A 17,748-nucleotide genomic window follows, 5' to 3' on the forward strand; every position below is an offset into this window, starting at 1 on the left:
CCCCCGTAGACCGACCCGTCGACTCCAGGAACTCTTCGGAAGGCACACCGTGACCGACGACCACGACACGACCCCCGCTTCCGCCTCCTACGGCGTCCACTCCGAGGTGGGCCGGCTGCGCAAGGTCCTCGTGTGCGCGCCCGGCCTCGCACACCGCAGGCTCACCCCGACCAACTCGGACGACCTGCTCTTCGACGACGTCATGTGGGTGGAGAACGCTCAGCGCGACCACGCCGACTTCGTCAACAAGCTGACGCAGCGCGGTGTCGAGGTCGTCGAACTGCACGATCTGCTGGCGCGGACCATGGCGATCCCGGAGGCGAAGAGCTGGCTCCTGGACCGCAAGATCGTGGCGAACCAGGTCGGCGTCGGCCTCATCGACGACACGCGCGCCTTCCTGGAGGGCCTGGACCCGAAGCAGCTCGCCGAGCACCTCATCGGCGGCTTGGCCACCACCGACCTGCCGGACGACTTCCGCTCGCCGTACGTGTCCCTGGCCCGGGAGTCGACCGGTGTGCGCGAGTACCTGATGCCGCCGCTGCCCAACACCCTCTACACCCGCGACACCACGTGCTGGCTGTACGGCGGCCTCACCCTCAACCCGCTGTACTGGCCCGCCCGCCACGACGAGACCCTCCTGATGAAGGCGGTGTACGGGTTCCACCCCGACTTCGTGGGCTCGACCGTGTGGTGGGGGGACCCCGAACGGGACTGGGGGCAGGCCACGTTCGAGGGCGGCGACATCATGCCCGTCGGCAACGGCGTGGTTCTGATGGGCATGAGTGAACGTACGTCGCGGCAGGCCATCACCCAGGTCGCCGCCGCCCTGTTCGAGCGGGGCGCGGCCGAGCGCGTCATCGTCGCCGGCATGCCCCGGCTGCGCTCGGCGATGCACCTGGACACCGTCTTCACCTTCGCCGACCGCGACATCGTCACGCTCTATCCCCGGATCATGGACTCGGTGCACACGTTCACGCTGCGGCCGAGCGACAAGGCACCGGGACTCGACATCACCGACGAGGGCTCGACGCCCTTCGTGGATGTCGTAGGGAAGGCGCTCGGGATCGATGGAGGCCTGCGGGTCATCGAGACCGGCGGCGACGTGTACGCCTCCGAACGCCAGCAGTGGGACAGCGGCAACAACGCCGTCGCCCTCGAACCCGGCGTCGTCTTCACGTACGACCGCAACACCCAGACCAACACGCTGCTGCGCAAGGCCGGGGTCGAGGTCATCACCATCGTGGGCGCCGAGCTGGGCCGCGGCCGGGGCGGTGGCCACTGCATGACCTGCCCGATCGTCCGTGACCCGGTCGACTTCTGAGCGGGCCGGACCGCACGGCTACTATGACCACTTCGTGCCGGAGCGGGTAACAGCAGGTGGCAAGGGGTGGCGGAGATGCTGAGAGAAGTCACGGCGACCCGCTACGTCACCCCGCTGCACAGCGGCGGCTCGGTCCCCGGGGTCGTCGAGGCCGACGACCTCGGCACGTACGTCCTGAAGTTCACCGGCTCCGCGCAGGGCGTCAAGGCGCTGGTCGCCGAGATCGTCGTCGGGGAGCTGGCCCGCCGGCTCGGCCTGCGCTTCCCCGAACTGGTCCTCGCCCGCTTCGACCCGGCCGTCGCCGCCGACGAACCGCACCAGGAGGTCCAGGACCTGCTGAGCGCGAGCGCCGGTCTCAACCTCGGCATGGACTACCTGCCGGGCGCGCGGGACTTCACCCCGGACATCGCGGCGGTCTTCCCCGTCGATCCCCTCGAAGCGGGCCGCATCGTCTGGCTCGACGCGTTCACGGTCAACGTCGACCGCACCGTGCACAGTTCGAACCTGATGGTCTGGCCGACGTTCGGCACCGCCCCACCGAAGCTGTGGCTCATCGACCACGGGGCCGCCCTCGTCTTCCACCACCGCTGGGACGGGGCCGCGCCCGAGCGGGCGTACGACTTCAAGCACCACGCGCTGGGCGGCTACGGCCCCGACACCCGCGCCGCCGACGCGGAGCTTTCTCCGAAGGTGACGGAGGCGCTGCTGCGCGAGGTCCTCGCCCTGGTCCCGGACGCCTGGCTCACGACCGACTTCCCGACCCCGGACGAGGCGCGGGACGCGTACGTCACGTACCTGCTGGCCCGCGCCCGCGCTTCCGCGTCCTGGCTGCCCACGGACTTCCCCACCCGCGACGAACTGGCGGCCGCCGACGCCCGGCGGGCCGCCGCGACCCAGAAGGGCCGCCCGGCCTGGCTCAAGCGGGTCCCCGACCTGCACGGCAAGCCGGCGGCGGAACAGGATTGGTCGGTGCACCTCGGGTGAGCAGTTCGTCGGCTGACTGCCGGTGGGGCTTCTCGCGCCGTTCCCCGCGCCCCTGAAGCATGCGCTGCGCGCAGCTTCCCCTGAAGGCCGTGGGCCTTTCAGGGGCGCGGGGAACGGCGCGACCGGCCCCCACCGGGCCCGCGGACGAGGACGAACACGACGAAGCCCCCGGCGCTGTGCGGTGCCGGGGGCTTCGTCATGTCGTGCGGAAGGGCGTCAGCCCAGCTGCTCGTAGGCCGGGAGCGTCAGGAAGTCCGCGTAGTCCGCGTCCAGGGAGACCTGGAGCAGCAGGTCGTGGGCCTGCTGCCACTTGCCCGCCGCGAAGGCGTCCTCGCCGATCTCGGCCTTGATGTTCGCCAGTTCCTCGGCGGCGACCTTGCGGGCCAGGTCGGCGGTGACGGTCTGGCCGTTGTCGAAGACGACACCGGCGTTGATCCACTGCCAGATCTGCGAGCGGGAGATCTCGGCGGTGGCCGCGTCCTCCATGAGGTTGAAGATCGCGACGGCGCCGAGGCCGCGCAGCCAGGCCTCGATGTAGCGGATGCCGACCTGGACGGCGTTGACGAGGCCGTCGTAGGTGGGCTTTGCGTCGAGGGAGTCGATGGCGATCAGGTCGCCGGCCGCCACGGAGACGTCCTCGCGCAGGCGGTTCTTCTGGTTCGGGTTCTCGCCGAGGACCTTGTCGAAGGACTCCATCGCGATCGGGACGAGGTCCGGGTGCGCGACCCAGGAGCCGTCGAAGCCGTCGCCCGCCTCGCGGTCCTTGTCGGCGCGGACCTTCTCGAACGCGACCTTGTTGACCTCGGCGTCCTTGCGGGACGGGATGAAGGCCGCCATGCCGCCGATCGCGTGCGCGCCGCGCTTGTGGCAGGTGCGGACGAGCAGCTCGGTGTACGCCCGCATGAAGGGGGCCGTCATCGTGACCAGGTTGCGGTCCGGGAGGACGAACTTCTGGCCGCCGTCACGGAAGTTCTTGACGATGGAGAAGAGGTAGTCCCAGCGGCCCGCGTTCAGGCCGGAGGCGTGGTCGCGCAGCTCGTAGAGGATCTCCTCCATCTCGTACGCGGCCGTGATCGTCTCGATGAGGACGGTGGCGCGGACGGTGCCCTGCGGGATGCCGACGTAGTCCTGGGCGAAGACGAAGATCTCGTTCCAGAGGCGGGCCTCCAGGTACGACTCCGTCTTCGGGAGGTAGAAGTAGGGGCCCTTGCCGAGCTCGATGAGGCGCTTGGCGTTGTGGAAGAAGTAGAGGCCGAAGTCGACCAGGGCGCCGGGGACGGCCTTGCCGTTCTCGTCGACCAGATGGCGCTCGTTGAGGTGCCAGCCGCGCGGGCGCATGACGACCGTGGCGAGCTCGTCGGCGGACTTCAGCGCGTACGACTTGCCGGTGCGCTCGTCGGTGAAGTCGATCGAGCGGTTGTAGGCGGCGGTCAGGTTCAGCTGACCCCCGATGACGTTCTCCCAGGTCGGCGCCGAGGCGTCCTCGAAGTCGGCGAGCCAGACCTTGGCGCCCGAGTTGAGGGCGTTGATCGTCATCTTGCGGTCGGTGGGGCCGGTGATCTCGACACGGCGGTCGTTCAGAGCGGCCGGGGCCTCGGCGACCTTCCAGGTGTCGTCCTCGCGGATCGAGGCGGTCTCCGGGCGGAAGTCGAGCGTGGAGGTGCGGGCGATCTCGGCGCGGCGCTCGGCGCGGCGGGCGAGGAGCTCGTCACGCCGGGGCGTGAACAGCCGGTGCAGCTCGGCCACGAAGGCGAGGGCCGCGTCGGTGAGCACCTCGTCCTGCCGGGGCAGGGGCGCGGCGTCGACGATGGCCAGCGGGGACGGCGCTGGTGCGGACATGAACTGTCACTTCCTTCAGCGAGCGGGCGCGGACGTCGGCACGGGGTGCCGGGCGCGCCTGGGTACGGCTGCTGGCCCCGCTTCGGGGGACCTGCCCTTCTGATCAGTGGATACTAGTTTCCTCATTGTGGAAGTTCAATGGTTTGTTGATGTCGAGATTCTCTGGGTCGACAGACCGTGGCGCTCGGTGCCACCTCCTTCACCGAAGGTGCTGGAGATCCGCTTCGGTGTCGATGTCGTACGCCTCGGCGATGTCGCCGCACTCCACGAGCTCCACCGCGCCGGCATGCTCCTTGAGGTACGCGCGTGCCCCGCGATCGCCGCTCGCACTCGCCGCGATCCCGGCCCAGTGCTCGCGCCCGAACAACACCGGGTGCCCGCGCTCGCCGTCGTACGCGGCCGCCACGAGGGACCCGGGCGAGCGGTACGCCGCCCGCACCCGGGCCACCGCGGCCTCGCCGATGCCCGGCTGGTCGACGAGCAGGACCAGGGCCGCCGTCGCGTCGGTCGCGGCGAGGGAGTCGAGCCCGGCCCGCAGCGACGACCCCATGCCGTCCGCCCAGTCCGGGTTCTCCACCACCACGCACCCGTCGAGCACGGCCCGCTCCCTCACGTCGCCGGCCGCCGCCCCGAGTACCACGTGCAGCGGATCGCATCCCCCGGCGCGCAGAACGCCTGCCGCGTGCTCCACCAGCGGCCGCCCCCGGTGGGACAGCAGCGCCTTGGGGCGCCCGCCGAGCCGCCGCCCGCCACCCGCGGCGAGCAGCAGCCCCGCGACCGTGTCCGTCTCTGTCGTCGTCATGGCTCCTGCTTACCGCACGGAGCGGGCGTCGCGGCGTACCGGTCGGCCGCGCGGATCGATGTCGCCGTCCGGTGTGAAGACTCTCGGAAGCTCGGCAGTTGTCCTGCGCAACAGACTGGCGTCACCGTCCGGTGTGGCGTTAACTGGGCGCCCACAAAACCTGGTTGAGTGTCTGACCACCGTTCGGCCCGGGGGTCACGACAGGCGCACAACGACGTGCGAGGGGGAGAGCTGTGTTGCGGAGCGTGGAGCAGAGGCTTGTGACGGGCAGTGACGAGGATCCGCGGGTGGCGGAGTTGCGCACCGCCGTGTCCCGGCTGCGCCGCGAACTGGCCGCCCACCCGGCCGAGTTCCCGGACCGGGGCATCGCCGAGGACGAGCTCGCGGCGCTGGACGCGATGGCGAGCGGCGGGCGGCCCGAGGTGCCGCGGCTCCGGCGGTCGCTGCTGCTGGTCGCGGGGGCGATCGGCTCGGTGAGCGCACTGTCCGGGGCGCTGACCCAAGTGCGGGGCGCGGTGGATCTGTTCGGGGGCACACCACCCGCCAGGAACTGAATAGAGGTGGCGGATCGGACGGCCTACGCCACCCAGTGCGGCCGCCCCGGCTCGTCGCCCGCCGTGCCGAGCCCGCCGTCCACCGCCGCCGCGATCCGGCGCACCGCCTCGTCGATGACCTCCACCGGCTGCGTATAGGGGAAGCGCAGCCGGTGCTCGAAGGTCCCGGGGTCCGCGCCGAACCGTGACCCGCCCTCGATCCGTACCCCGTGCCGCAGTGCGGCCCGGGACAGCGCCGAGGCGACGGGGCGCCCCAGGTCGACCCAGAGCGACATGCCGCCGGGCGGCAACTTCCAGCGCCACTGCGGGAATTCACGGCTCAGCGCGTCCGCCAGATGGTCGCGCTGCGCCCGCAGGACCGGAAGCCGGTGCCGCAGCACCTCCGTCTCGCGCTCGATGAGCCGCCCCGCCACCAGCTGGTCGAGCACGGAACCGGACATGTCCGCGGTGACCCGCAGCGCCGTCAGCTCGGTGATCAGCCGCGTGCCCGCCCGTACCCAGCCGACCCGCAGCCCGCTCCAGTGCCCCTTGCTCAACGAGCCGACGGTGACGATCTGTTCACCGCCGCCGGAGCCCGCGAGCGAGGCGAACGGGGCGGGCCTCGGCAGGTCGAGCCCGATGTCCGCGACCGTCTCGTCGACGACCAGCCAGGTGCCGGTCGCCCGTGCCGCGGCGATCACCTGCTGCCGCTGCTCGGGCGGCATGAGGCGGCCCGTCGGGTTCTGGAAGTCCGGGATGAGATAGGCGAGCCGGGGCGCCGACTGCCGCAGCGCCGCGCCGAACAGCTCCGCGTCCCACCCGTCCTCGGTGACCGGGACGGGAGCGGCCCGCAACCCCAACTGCCGTATGACGGAAAGGGCGTTGGCGTACGACGGGTTCTCCACCACGATCCGGTCGCCGGGCCGCCCGAGCAGTGTGAGCGTGAGCGAGACGGCCTGCTGGGCGCCGGTCGTGACCAGGATCTGGTCCGGCAGCGTGGGAAGGCCGCGCCGGGTGTACCGCTCGGCGATCGCGGCCCGCAGCTCCGGCAGGCCGAACGGGTGATAGCCGGGGGTCACCGCGTGCCGGGCCACATCGGGCGCCGCCCCGGCGTACGCCGCCGTCAGCTCCTCGGCGACGGCGCCCGGTGCCGCGATGGCCAGGTCGATCACGTCGTCCCCGGCGGCCGGGGTGGCGACACTGGTCGGCCGCGCCCCCTCCGGCAGCTCGGTCCAGGTCCCGGAGCCGCGCCTGCTGTGCGCGTACCCGCTCTCCCGCAGCAGGTCGTACGCGGCCGTGACCGTGGCCCGGCTGACCCCGAGGGCCCCGGCGAACTCGCGCTCCGCGGGCAGCCGCGCGCGCAGCGGGATCCGCCCGTCGAGCAGCAGCGTGCGCACGCCCTGCGCGAGCGCCCGGTAGCCGGGCCGCCGCCCCGCCGTCGTCCCGGTCACCAGCTCGGCGAGCCGCCTGCTGCCGAGACTGTCCATGCTCCGGACCACCGGTCCACCCGCCATGCCACATCTCCGATATTGGCCCTGCTGTCCAGGCCAATCAGCGTACAGACTCGGCAGTGGCCGAGGAGAAGTGGCCTACGTGGGAGCAGGAGGCGCGCGATGTACGACGACGGGTTCGGGGCAGGCCGTGTGGTGGCCGGGGTGAGCGGTTCCCCGGCGAGTCTCGCCGCGCTGCGCTCCGCCGTGGACCAGGCGCGTCGTTCCGGGCGGCCGCTGGTCGCCGTAGTGGCCTGGGAGCCGCCCGAGGGGGAGAAGCTGTACTCCCGCCGGCCGGACCGGGAGTGGGCCCTGCACTGGGAGACCGAGGCACGCGTCACGCTGGCCCGCGCCTTCGAGGACGCGGTGGGCGGGGTGCCGTCCGACATCGAGGTGGCCCTGCGCGTCGTCCGGGGCAGGCCGGGGCCCGTACTGGTGGAGCTGGCCGCGGCCCCCGGCGACCTGCTGGTGATCGGCGGCCACCGGGGCCCCGTCCACCGCCATGCGCGCCGCCACGCGTGGTGCCCGGTCCTCACGGTCCCGCTCCGCAAGGTTCCCCGGGCTCAGCTTCGGGCGCTGCTGGCAGCCCCGTAAGGGGGCGCGGGGAGCTGCGCGAGCAACCCACGAAAAGCCGCCGCCCTAGCGGGGTCTCACCAACCCCCTGCTGATGGCGGCAGCCACCGCCGAGGTCCGCGAATCCACCCCCAACTTCGCGTACACGTGCACCAGATGGGATTTCACGGTGGCCTGGCTCAAGAACAGCTCGCGCGCGATCTCCGCGTTGGAGAGGCCGTCCCGCACCAGCTGGAGCACCTCCAACTCCCGCTTGCTCAACGACTCCGCGGGCGCCCGCATCCGGTCCATCAGGCGGAGCGCCACCGCCGGGGCCAGTGCGGAGCGTCCCGCGGCGGCGGTCCGTACCGCTGCCGCCAGCTCCTCCGGTGGGGCGTCCTTCAGCAGATAGCCGGAGGCGCCGGCCTCCACCGCCGCCAGGATGTCCGCGTCGGTGTCGTACGTGGTGAGCACCAGAACGCGCGGCCCGCCGTCGAGCCCCGCGATGCGTGCCGTCGCCTCGGAGCCGTGCATCCCGGTCCCGAACTGCAGGTCCATCAGCACGACGTCCACATCCGCGGTGCCGGCCAGTTCGACGGCGGCCTCCGCGGACGCGGCCTCCGCGACGATCTCGAAGTCGGGCTCCGCGTCGAGGACGGCCCGCAGACCGGCCCGTACGACGGGGTGGTCGTCGGCGAGCAGCAGCCGGATCACGCGCCACCCCCGGAGGACAGCGGCAGCGGCAGCGTGACGGCGACGGCCGTGCCCTGCCCCGGCGCCGACTCGACGGTGAACGTACCGCCGAGCGCCCGCACCCGCGCCCGCATCGCGGGCAGCCCGAAACCGCCGTCGCCGGACACCGCGTGCTCCGGGTGCTCCGGATCGAAGCCGTCGCCGTCGTCCACCACGTCCAGGGCCACCGAGGTCTCCATGAAGCTGAGGGTGATCTCCGCGCGGCGCGCGTGCGCGTGCCGCACCGTGTTGCCGAGCGCCGACTGGGCGATCCGCAGCAGCGCCACCTCGTACGGGGTGGGGAGCACGAGCGGGGTGCCGCTCGTCGTGCAGCGGGCGCTGACGCCGTGCGCCGTGGCGCACAGCCGCTCCAGGGCCGCCGCGAGCGAGCCGCCCGCCAGGTCGGGCGGGCTGAGGGCGCGCACGAACCGGCGGGCCTCGGCGAGGTTGTCCTGCGCGGTGGCGCGGGCCCGCTCGATGTGGGCCGCGGCGGCGGAGTCGGCGGGCAGATCGCGCCCGGCGGCCCGCAGCAGCAGCTGGATCGAGGAGAGGCCCTGCGCGAGGGTGTCGTGGATCTCGCGGGCGAGCCGTTCGCGTTCGGCGAGCGTGCCCGCGGTGCGTTCGGCGTCGGCGAGTTCGGCGCGGGTCGCGATGAGCTCCTCGATGAGCCGGCGCCTGCTCTCGCTCTCCCGGTACAGCGCCTGGTAGCCGAGCACGGTCGCCACGGCGACGCATCCGCCGAGCAGCGGCCCTATGAACGCGCCCGCGTTGAGCGGGGCACCATGACCGACGTACGAGGCGATGGCCGCGCCCGCCGAGACCGCCACCGCAGGCAGCGCCCACCGCACGGGCAGCAGATGGACGAGCAGGAAGTACAGCGGGAACGCGAGCCACACACCGTCGGGGGAGAGGGCGAGCAGGACCGCCCACACCGCGCCCAGTGCGGCGAGCCAGCAGGCCGCGCCGACGCGCGTGGACCGTACGGCCCCGATCAGCGACCCGGCCGCGTAGACGACACCCATGGCCGCGGCCACCGCCACCACCGCGGCGGCCGGCTCGTCCGTGCGGCCGGTCAGGGCGCGCAGCACGACGAGGCCGAGCAGTCCCGCCGTGAGCAGGTGCAGGCACAGGCGCAGCGCGCGCAGGGCGGGGGTGAGGGAACGTGGATCCATACCGTTCACCAGCGTACGGAGGCAATCCCTCGAACCGGTCAACCGAAAGGTTGAAAGCGGGGTGCTTCCTTCGATTCGGGTGAAGCGTGCTGTGGCGCGATGCCCGGGGAGGGGCGCGGGCCGCACTGTGGACGGCATGTTCGTCGCATGGAGAGATCTACGGTTCGCCAAGGGCAGGTTCGCCCTGATGGGGGCCGTGATCGTACTGATCACGCTGTTGGTGGGACTGCTGTCGGGGCTGACGGCCGGGCTCGCCCGGGACAACACGTCCGCGCTGACCGGGCTGCCCGCCGACCACATCGCGTTCGCGCGGCCCGCGGACGGCCGGCCCGTGTCCTTCACCGGCTCGACCGTCACCCAGAAGCAATGGCGGGAGCTGGCCGGGCAGCCGGGCGTGGCGAGCGCCGAGCCGATCGGCATCAGCACCCTCGACGCGGAGGCGGGTGACCGGACCGCCGCGGTCTCCGCGTTCGGGGTGCGGCCCGGCTCGGGCCTCGCGCCCGACGCCACGGAGCCGGGCACGGCCGTCCTGTCGCAGAAGGCCGCGGCCGAGCTGGGAGTGGGCGGGGGCGACACGATCACCCTCGGCGCCGAGACGCTCACCGTCTCCGCGGTCTCCGGAGACGCCTCCTACAGCCACACGCCCGTCGTCTGGACCGACCTCGGCGACTGGCAGACCCTCACCCACTCCGACGGGGCCACGGTCGTCGCCCTGACCACCGGATCCGGCGCCGACCTCGGCGCCGCCGACCGGGCCGCGGGCACCGACACCACGACCGTCGACGGCGCCCTCGAAGCCATAGGGTCCTACCAGGCCGAGAACGGTTCGCTGCAGCTGATGCGCGGCTTCCTCTTCGTCATCTCGGCGATGGTCATCGGCGCGTTCTTCACCGTCTGGACCATCCAGCGCAGCGGCGACATCGCGGTGTTGAAGGCGCTCGGATCCTCCACCGGATACCTGCTGCGGGACGCGCTCGGGCAGGCCGTGATCATGCTGGTCGGCGGTACGGCGCTCGGGACCGGCCTCGCCGCGCTCATCGGGGCGTTCGTGCCGGACAGCGTGCCGTTCGTGATGGAGCCGCTGACCACCGTCGGCCCGGCCGTCGTGATGACCGTCCTCGGCGTCGTCGGCGCCGCCCTGTCCATCCGGCGGATCACCGCCGTCGACCCCCTCACCGCCCTCGGAAGTGCCCGATGACCCTGCTGCTCGCCGACATCACGCTGACCTACCCCGACGGGGACGGGCGGCTGACCGCCCTGGACCGGGTGGGCCTGGAGGTTCCCGCGGGTGGCCTCACCGCCGTCGTCGGACCGTCCGGGTCCGGCAAGTCCAGCCTGCTCGCCGTCGCGGCGACGCTGGTCACCCCGGACAGCGGCCGTGTCCTCGTCGCCGGGACCGACGCGACAGGGCTGAGCCGCGCCGACGCCGCCGAGCTGCGGCGCCGCGCCATCGGCATCGTCTTCCAGCAGCCGAACCTGCTGCCGTCGCTGACCGCGCTGGAACAACTCCAGGTCATGGCCCACCTGGACGGGCGCCGGCCGCGCGAAGTCCGTTCTCGGGCACGGGACTTGCTGGCCGAGGTGGGCCTCGCGGACCAGGCGCACCGGCGACCGCACCAGCTCTCCGGCGGGCAGCGGCAGCGGGTCAACATCGCGCGGGCCCTCATGAACGAGCCGAAGGTCCTGCTCGTCGACGAGCCGACCAGTGCGCTGGATCACGAACGGGGGGCCGAGGTGCTGGAGTTGATCGGCGGGCTGACCCGGGAGTGGGGCACCGCGACGGTGCTGGTCACTCATGACCGGGGGCAGTTGGGCTTCGCCGACCGGGTGGTCGAGATGGTGGACGGAAGTCTGGGCTCGGCCGACCTCCGGGGTGGGGTCTGCTGAGCGTCCTCGGCCGCGGGCCGGTGGGGCTTCTCGCGCAGTTGCCCGCGCCCCTGGGAGCGAGGTCCGCTCGCTCCCAGGGGGAGGCTGCCTACGACGCGTTCCCGGTGCTCGCCAGCGCCTCCGACAGTTCCTGCGCGACCTGCTGCAGCACCGGCACGATCTTCTCCGTCGCCGCGTCGGTCACCCGCCCCGCGGGCCCCGAGATGGAGATCGCCGCGGCCGTGGGGGAGTCCGGGACGGACACCGCGAGGCAGCGCACCCCGATCTCCTGCTCGTTGTCGTCGACGGCGTAACCGAGACGTCGTACGTCCTCCAGCGCGTCGAGGAAGCCGTCGGGCGTCGTGAGGGTCTTCTCCGTCGCGGCCGGCATCCCGGTCCTGGCGAGCAGGGCCCGCACCTCGTCGGCGGGCGTGTGCGCGAGGAGCGCCTTGCCGACGCCGGTCGAGTGCGGCAGCACCCGGCGGCCGACCTCGGTGAACATCCGCATGGAGTGCTTCGAGGGCACCTGGGCGACGTAGACGATCTCGTCCCCGTCGAGCAGCGCCATGTTCGCCGTCTCACCGGTCTCCTCGACGAGACGGGCGAGATAGGGGCGGGCCCAGGTGCCGAGCAGCCGGGACGCCGACTCGCCGAGGCGGATCAGGCGCGGGCCGAGCGCGTAGCGGCGGTTGGGCTGCTGGCGTACGTAACCGCAGGCGACCAGCGTGCGCATCAGGCGGTGGATCGTCGGCAGGGGCAGGCCGCTGCTCGCGGAGAGTTCGCTCAGGCCCACCTCGCCGCCGGCGTCGGCCATGCGCTCCAGCAGGTCGAAGGCGCGCTCGAGAGACTGGACACCGCCGCTGGGTGCGGACTTGGCGGCATCAGTGGTGCTGGCGTTGGACGTCGGCACGGCGCGTTCCTTTCGAGGACAAGCAAGCGAGGGTGCAGCCTACCGGCGGTTTCCCGGCCAGTGATCCCTTGACCTCGAAGTTCGTCGGTAGCTACGTTCTGCCTACCGGAATCATAATTTCACTTTGTGGAAACGTCCAGAGACTTGTGCGCTCTTGACGGACCGCGAACGAGGAGTGAAAACTCCTTCAACAGAACGTTGAAACTGGCGTTGAAAACTTACGTACGGAGGTCCAGGGTGTCGGACGTCGAAGTCGAACTGGTGCTGCGCTCGACCCGCGTCATCACCCCCGACGGTACGCGGCCCGCGTCGGTGGCCGTCGCCCAGGGGAAAATCGCGGCGGTGCTGGCGCACGACGCGCAGGTGCCGGAGGGCGCCCGGGTCGAAGACTTCGGCGACGACGTCCTCCTGCCCGGCATCGTCGACACCCACGTCCACGTGAACGACCCGGGGCGCACCGAGTGGGAGGGCTTCTGGACCGCCACCCGCGCCGCCGCGGCCGGCGGCATCACGACCCTCGTCGACATGCCGCTCAACTCCCTGCCGCCGACGACGACGGTCGACAACCTCCGTACGAAGAAGGAGGTGGCCGCCTCCAAGGCGCACATCGACGTCGGCTTCTGGGGCGGCGCCCTGCCCGACAACGTCAAGGACCTGCGCCCGCTGCACGACGCCGGCGTCTTCGGCTTCAAGTGCTTCCTGTCGCCGTCCGGCGTGGACGAGTTCCCGCACCTGGACGGGGACCAGCTCACCGCGTCCATGGCCGAGATCGCCGGCTTCGGCGGCCTGCTCATCGTGCACGCCGAGGACCCGCACGAGCTCGACGTGGCCCCGCACCACAGCGGCCCGAAGTACGACGACTACCTCGCCACCCGCCCCCGGGTCTCCGAGGACGTCGCCATCAAGGGGCTCATCGACACCGCCAAGCGGATCGGCGCCCGCGTCCACATCCTGCACCTGTCGTCCTCCGACGCGCTGCCGCTGATCGCCGCCGCCAAGGCCGAGGGCGTCAAGCTGACCGTCGAGACGTGCCCGCACTACCTCACCCTCACCGCCGAGGAAGTACCGGACGGGGCCAGCGAGTTCAAGTGCTGCCCGCCGATCCGGGAGGCCGCCAACCAGGACCTGCTCTGGCAGGCCCTCGCCGACGGCACCATCGACTGCGTGGTCACCGACCACTCGCCGTCGACGGCCGACCTGAAGACCGACGACTTCGCCACCGCCTGGGGCGGCATCTCCGGCCTCCAGCTGAGCCTCTCGGCCATCTGGACGGCGGCCCGCGAGCGCGGCCACTCGCTGGAGGACGTGGTCCGCTGGATGTCCGAGCGGACGTCCGCGCTGGTCGGTCTCGACGACCGCAAGGGCGCCATCGCCGTCGGCCGCGACGCCGACTTCGCCGTCCTCTCGCCGGACGCCACCTTCACCGTCGACCCCGCCGACCTCCAGCACCGCAACCGCGTCACCGCGTACGCGGGCAAGACGCTGCACGGCGTCGTGCGGTCGACCTGGCTGCGCGGCGAGCGCATCGTCGCCGACGGAGAGTTCACCGCCCCGCAGGGCAAGCTGCTCGAAAGGAACAAGTGACCACCATGTCCGCGACTTCTGGGATACCCAGTTTCACCGGTGACGCCAGCCCCTACGGCGGCGGCGACCCGTACGCCGACTACCGCACCGCGGACTTCCCGTTCACGCACCACGTCGACCTCGCCGCGCGCACGCTCGGCGCCGGCGTGATCGCCGCGAACGACGAGTTCTTCGCGCAGCGCGAGAACCTGCTGGTCGCCACCCCCGCCGAGTTCGACCCGGAGCACTTCGGCCACAAGGGCAAGATCATGGACGGCTGGGAGACCCGCCGTCGCCGCGGCTCCGGCGCCGACCACCCGTGGCCCACCGCCGACGACCACGACTGGGCCCTGGTCCGCCTGGGCGCACCGGGCGTCATCCGTGGCATCGTCGTCGACACCGCCCACTTCCGCGGCAACTACCCGCAGGCGGTCTCGGTGGAGGCCGCGTCCGTCGCGGGCGCGCCCACGCCCGAGGAACTCCTCTCCGGCGACGTGAAGTGGACGACTCTCGTCCCGCGCACGGCCGTCGGCGGCCACGCGGCGAACGGCTTCGAGGTGACGTCCGAGCAGCGCTTCACCCACCTGCGCCTCAACCAGCACCCCGACGGCGGCATCGCCCGCCTGCGCGTCTACGGCGAGGTCGTCCCGGACCCGAAGTGGCTCGCCACGCTCGGCACCTTCGACGTCGTCGCCCTGGCGAACGGCGGCCGCGCCGAGGACGCCTCGAACCTCTTCTACTCGCCCGCCTCCAACACCATCCAGCCGGGCTACTCCCGCAAGATGGACGACGGCTGGGAGACCCGGCGCCGCCGCGACAACGGCAACGACTGGATCCGCTACCGGCTCGCCGCCCAGTCCGAGATCCGCGCCCTGGAGATCGACACGGCGTACCTGAAGGGCAACAGCGCCGGCTGGGCGTCGGTCTCCGTCAAGGACGGCGAGAACGGCGACTGGGTCGAGGTACTGCCCCGCACCCGCCTCCAGCCCGACACGAACCACCGCTTCGTGCTCGACACCCCGGCCGTCGGCACCCACGCCCGCATCGACATCTACCCGGACGGCGGCATCTCGCGCCTGCGCCTGTTCGGCTCGCTGACCGAGCAGGGCTCCGCCCGGCTGTCCGCGCGGCACGCGGAGTCGGGCGAGTAACGCCCGGACGGCCTGCGGGGCGCACCGGCCCGACAGCACCGGTGCGCCCCGCGTTCTCCTGCCCCTGACCGGCGGCTACGCGGCGAACCCGCCGTCGATCGCGAACTCGGCGCCCGTCACGTAGACCGCGTCCGGCCCCGCGAGATGTGCCACGGTCCCCGCGACCTCCGCCGCCGTGCCGTACCGGCCGAGCGCGGTCATGGACGCCTGCCACGACGCCGACGGCCCGTCCGCCGGGTTCATGTCGGTGTCGATCGGGCCCGGGTGCACGATGTTCGCCGTGATGCCCCGCCCGCCGAGCTCCCGGGCCAGCGCCTTCGTCAGGCCGATCAGGGCCGCCTTGCTCATCGCGTACAGCGTGCCGCCGGGACCGGGGACGCGCTGGGCCATGCAACTGCCGACGGTGATGATCCGGCCGCCTTCGGGCAGCACGGGCGCGGCGGCCTGCGCGGCGAGGTAGACGCCCCGCACGTTCGCCGCGAGCACCCGGTCGACGTCCTGCGGGGCGTGCGCCTCCAGCGGGCCGAGCGCGCCCACCCCCGCGTTGTTGACCAGCACGTCGAGACGGCCGAGCCGGTCCACCGCGGCGCTCACCACCCCCGCCGCCTCCGCGGCGTCGGCCGCGTCCGCGCGCACCGCCGCGCCGCGCCTCCCCAGCGCCCCGATCCGGCGCACCACCTCCTCGGCGGCCTCCTTGCCGTGTACGTAGCTGACCACGACGTCGAACCCGTCCTCGGCCAGCCGCAGCGCCGTCGCCGCACCGATCCCGCGCGAGCCGCCGGTCACCAGAGCCACTTTGCCGTCCATGTCATCTCCCGAAGCGATGGGTTGTTGTGGCTTCAAGTACAGCGGCGCGACAGGGTGAAAGCTGGCGGGGAACGGACACCGAGATCGAGATGCGGAACCATCGCCTCCGTCTCGTGCGTTGAGGGGGCGTGACACTTCAGCAAGAGATCGTCGGCAACGCCATGCAGATGGCCGTGGTGAACCTCCAGCCCGGCCAGACCGTCTACTGCGAGGCCGGAAAGTTCCTGTTCAAGACGGCGAACGTGAGCATGGAGACCCGGCTGTCCGGCCCCTCCCAGGGAGGCGGACAGCAGGCGCAGGGCGGCGCCCCCGGCATGGGCGGCATGCTCCGCCAGGCCGTGGGCACGGCCATGCAGGTCGGCCAGCGCGCGCTCGCCGGCGAGTCGCTCGCCTTCCAGTACTTCACGTCGCAGGGCGAGGGCACGGTCGGCTTCGCGGGCGTGCTGCCCGGCGAGATGCGCGCCCTGGAGCTGGACGGCACGCGCGCGTGGTTCGCCGAGAAGGACGCCTTCGTCGCCGCCGAGTCGAGCGTCGAGTTCGGCATCGCCTGGCAGGGCGGCAGGACGGGGCGCAGCGGAGGCGAGGGCTTCGTCCTGGAGAAGTTCACCGGGCGCGGCACCGTGATCATCGCGGGCTCCGGCAACTTCATCGACCTGAACCCGGCGGACTTCGGCGGCCGCATCGAGGTCGACACCGGCTGCATCGTCGCCTTCGAGGAGGGCATCCAGTACGGGGTCCAGCGCATCGGCGGCCTCAACCGCCAGGGCATGATGAACGCGGTCTTCGGCGGTGAGGGCCTGTCCCTCGCGACGCTGGAGGGCAACGGCCGGGTGATCCTGCAGTCCATGACCATCGAGGGCCTGGCCAACGCCCTGAAGAAGGCCCAGGGCGGCGACAAGCAGGGACCGACGGGCGGCCTGTTCTCCACCCACACCGGCTGAGTCCGTACGGCCTCGAAGGACGCCCCACGCAGGGGAGTTTCGCGTGACCGACCGGTAGCGGGCGCGATCATGCCGCGGGTACGGTGAGCGCCGCCCCCGCGAGAGCCGCCGAAGTCTCCGCACGGCCCCGCCCTCCCGGAGACCTCCTTGAGCAGCCTCGCCCTGCCCGCACCCCGATCCCGCGCCTGGCTGACCGACGTGCCCGTCCTCGCGGTCGCCGTCGTCTGGGGCGCCAGCTATCTCGCGGCCAAGGGCGTCACCACCGAGTCGACGGTGCTCGCCGTCCTGGTCCTGCGCTTCGGGATCGTGCTGCCCGCCCTCGTGTGCGCCGGATGGCGGGGGCTGCGCGCGCTGAGCGCCGCGCAGTGGCGCGGCGCCGGACTGCTCGGCCTCATCCTCAGCGGGATCTTCCTCCTGGAGACGTACGGCGTCGTCCACACCTCGGCGACCAACGCGGGCCTCATCATCAGCCTCACCATGATCTTCACCCCGCTCGCCGAGGCCGCCGTCACCCGGACCCGGCCGTCCCGCACGTTCCTCGGCGCGGCCGGACTGTCCGTGCTCGGCGTCGTGCTGCTCACCCAGGGGGGCGGTTTCACGACACCTTCGGCCGGTGATCTGCTCATGCTGCTCGCGGCCCTCGCCCGCACCGTGCACGTGCTCACGATGGCGCGGGTCAAGTCGGTCGAGGGCGCCGACGCGTTGTCGCTCACGACGGTCCAACTCGGCTCCGCCGTCCTCGTGTTCGCGCTGCTGTGCGCGGTGCCCGGCACCGGCTCCACCCCGTGGGACACGGCCGCCGCCTTCGAACCCGGCGACTGGGCAAGCCTGTTGTTCCTGTCCGTCTTCTGCACGCTGTTCGCGTTCTTCGTGCAGATGTGGGCCGTGCGCCGTACGTCCCCTTCGCGCGTCAGCCTGCTGCTCGGCACGGAGCCCCTTTGGGCGGCCGCGGCCGGAATTGCGCTGGGTGGTGAACGGCTGGGCGCGTTGGGTGTGTTGGGAGCGGTTCTGGTGCTGGCCGGAACCAGCTGGGGCCGGCGCTCGGCAAGTTAACTCCGGGAAAACAGGCTGCGGTTGGGATTGAC

Annotated in this window: 17 protein-coding genes; 10 read left to right on the plus strand and 7 right to left on the minus strand. The window is 72.2% G+C overall.

From position 1 onward, the window contains the following. The first annotated feature begins 49 nt into the window (after window positions 1-49). Window positions 50-1,321 carry an arginine deiminase gene (locus tag B072_RS0114635; RefSeq protein ID WP_018530703.1) on the plus strand — a complete coding sequence of 424 codons (1,272 nt, stop codon included), beginning with the start codon at window positions 50-52 and terminating at the stop codon, window positions 1,319-1,321. 75 nt (window positions 1,322-1,396) lie between these two features. Next, the gene (locus tag B072_RS0114640; protein WP_026245829.1) at window positions 1,397-2,305 is read left to right on the plus strand and encodes a HipA family kinase; all 909 of its coding nucleotides are present in this window, start codon (window positions 1,397-1,399) and stop codon (window positions 2,303-2,305) included. Between the two features lie 216 nt (window positions 2,306-2,521). Here B072_RS0114640 and aceB read toward each other — a convergent pair whose 3' ends face one another. Together aceB and B072_RS0114650 are read right to left on the minus strand one after the other, a co-directional pair. Then, window positions 2,522-4,144, minus strand: coding sequence for a malate synthase A (aceB, locus tag B072_RS0114645; RefSeq protein ID WP_018530705.1), 1,623 nt, complete (start codon window positions 4,142-4,144; stop codon window positions 2,522-2,524). 199 nt (window positions 4,145-4,343) lie between these two features. After that, window positions 4,344-4,946, minus strand: a complete 603-nt coding sequence (locus B072_RS0114650) for a nucleotidyltransferase family protein (protein WP_018530706.1) — start codon at window positions 4,944-4,946, stop codon at window positions 4,344-4,346. Between the two features lie 233 nt (window positions 4,947-5,179). Between B072_RS0114650 and B072_RS0114655 the strand changes: the two genes are divergently transcribed. Further along, window positions 5,180-5,500 carry a DUF5955 family protein gene (locus B072_RS0114655; protein WP_078506426.1) on the plus strand — a complete coding sequence of 107 codons (321 nt, stop codon included), beginning with the start codon at window positions 5,180-5,182 and terminating at the stop codon, window positions 5,498-5,500. A 23-nt stretch (window positions 5,501-5,523) separates the two neighbouring features. Here the strand turns inward: B072_RS0114655 and B072_RS0114660 are convergent, their stop codons facing one another. Continuing rightward, on the minus strand, window positions 5,524-6,966 hold the full coding sequence (locus tag B072_RS0114660) for a PLP-dependent aminotransferase family protein (RefSeq protein ID WP_018530708.1): 1,443 nt from the start codon (window positions 6,964-6,966) through the stop codon (window positions 5,524-5,526). A 126-nt stretch (window positions 6,967-7,092) separates the two neighbouring features. Here B072_RS0114660 and B072_RS43225 point away from each other — a divergent pair, with 126 nt between their 5' ends. Further along, window positions 7,093-7,563: a universal stress protein gene (locus tag B072_RS43225; protein ID WP_018530709.1), complete on the plus strand. Its 471-nt coding sequence runs from the start codon at window positions 7,093-7,095 to the stop codon at window positions 7,561-7,563. 45 nt (window positions 7,564-7,608) lie between these two features. Here the strand turns inward: B072_RS43225 and B072_RS0114670 are convergent, their stop codons facing one another. Next, window positions 7,609-8,235 (minus strand): response regulator, encoded by a 627-nt coding sequence (locus B072_RS0114670; RefSeq protein WP_018530710.1) that lies wholly within the window; start codon window positions 8,233-8,235, stop codon window positions 7,609-7,611. After that, entirely contained in the window at window positions 8,232-9,425 is a 1,194-nt protein-coding gene (locus B072_RS0114675) for a sensor histidine kinase (RefSeq protein WP_018530711.1), read from the minus strand. Before B072_RS0114675 ends, B072_RS0114670 begins: the two co-directional genes overlap by 4 nt. Window positions 9,426-9,561: 136 nt before the next feature. Between B072_RS0114675 and B072_RS0114680 the strand changes: the two genes are divergently transcribed. Together B072_RS0114680 and B072_RS0114685 are read left to right on the plus strand one after the other, a co-directional pair. Beyond that, on the plus strand, window positions 9,562-10,623 hold the full coding sequence (locus B072_RS0114680; RefSeq protein ID WP_026245831.1) for an ABC transporter permease: 1,062 nt from the start codon (window positions 9,562-9,564) through the stop codon (window positions 10,621-10,623). Continuing rightward, window positions 10,620-11,312, plus strand: coding sequence for an ABC transporter ATP-binding protein (locus B072_RS0114685; protein WP_018530713.1), 693 nt, complete (start codon window positions 10,620-10,622; stop codon window positions 11,310-11,312). Before B072_RS0114680 ends, B072_RS0114685 begins: the two co-directional genes overlap by 4 nt. 88 nt (window positions 11,313-11,400) lie before the next feature. On the opposite strand, the gene B072_RS0114690 is transcribed toward B072_RS0114685, so the two are convergent. Continuing rightward, the gene (locus B072_RS0114690) at window positions 11,401-12,201 is read right to left on the minus strand and encodes an IclR family transcriptional regulator (protein WP_018530714.1); all 801 of its coding nucleotides are present in this window, start codon (window positions 12,199-12,201) and stop codon (window positions 11,401-11,403) included. A gap of 237 nt (window positions 12,202-12,438) precedes the next feature. Here B072_RS0114690 and allB point away from each other — a divergent pair, with 237 nt between their 5' ends. Next, window positions 12,439-13,785, plus strand: a complete 1,347-nt coding sequence (allB, locus tag B072_RS0114695; RefSeq protein WP_018530715.1) for an allantoinase AllB — start codon at window positions 12,439-12,441, stop codon at window positions 13,783-13,785. Window positions 13,786-13,790: 5 nt separating this feature from the next. Next, window positions 13,791-14,915, plus strand: coding sequence for an allantoicase (gene alc, locus B072_RS0114700; protein ID WP_026245832.1), 1,125 nt, complete (start codon window positions 13,791-13,793; stop codon window positions 14,913-14,915). Between the two features lie 75 nt (window positions 14,916-14,990). Here the strand turns inward: alc and B072_RS0114705 are convergent, their stop codons facing one another. Further along, entirely contained in the window at window positions 14,991-15,722 is a 732-nt protein-coding gene (locus B072_RS0114705) for an SDR family oxidoreductase (RefSeq protein WP_018530717.1), read from the minus strand. 128 nt (window positions 15,723-15,850) lie between these two features. Here B072_RS0114705 and B072_RS0114710 point away from each other — a divergent pair, with 128 nt between their 5' ends. Next, complete coding sequence (locus B072_RS0114710) at window positions 15,851-16,663, plus strand: AIM24 family protein (RefSeq protein ID WP_018530718.1); 813 nt, start codon at window positions 15,851-15,853, stop codon at window positions 16,661-16,663. 147 nt (window positions 16,664-16,810) lie between these two features. Then, window positions 16,811-17,716 (plus strand): DMT family transporter, encoded by a 906-nt coding sequence (locus B072_RS0114715; protein WP_018530719.1) that lies wholly within the window; start codon window positions 16,811-16,813, stop codon window positions 17,714-17,716. The last annotated feature ends 32 nt before the right edge of the window (window positions 17,717-17,748 follow it).

It is taken from the genome of Streptomyces sp. HmicA12 (assembly GCF_000373565.1).
GTDB lineage: Bacteria > Actinomycetota > Actinomycetes > Streptomycetales > Streptomycetaceae > Streptomyces.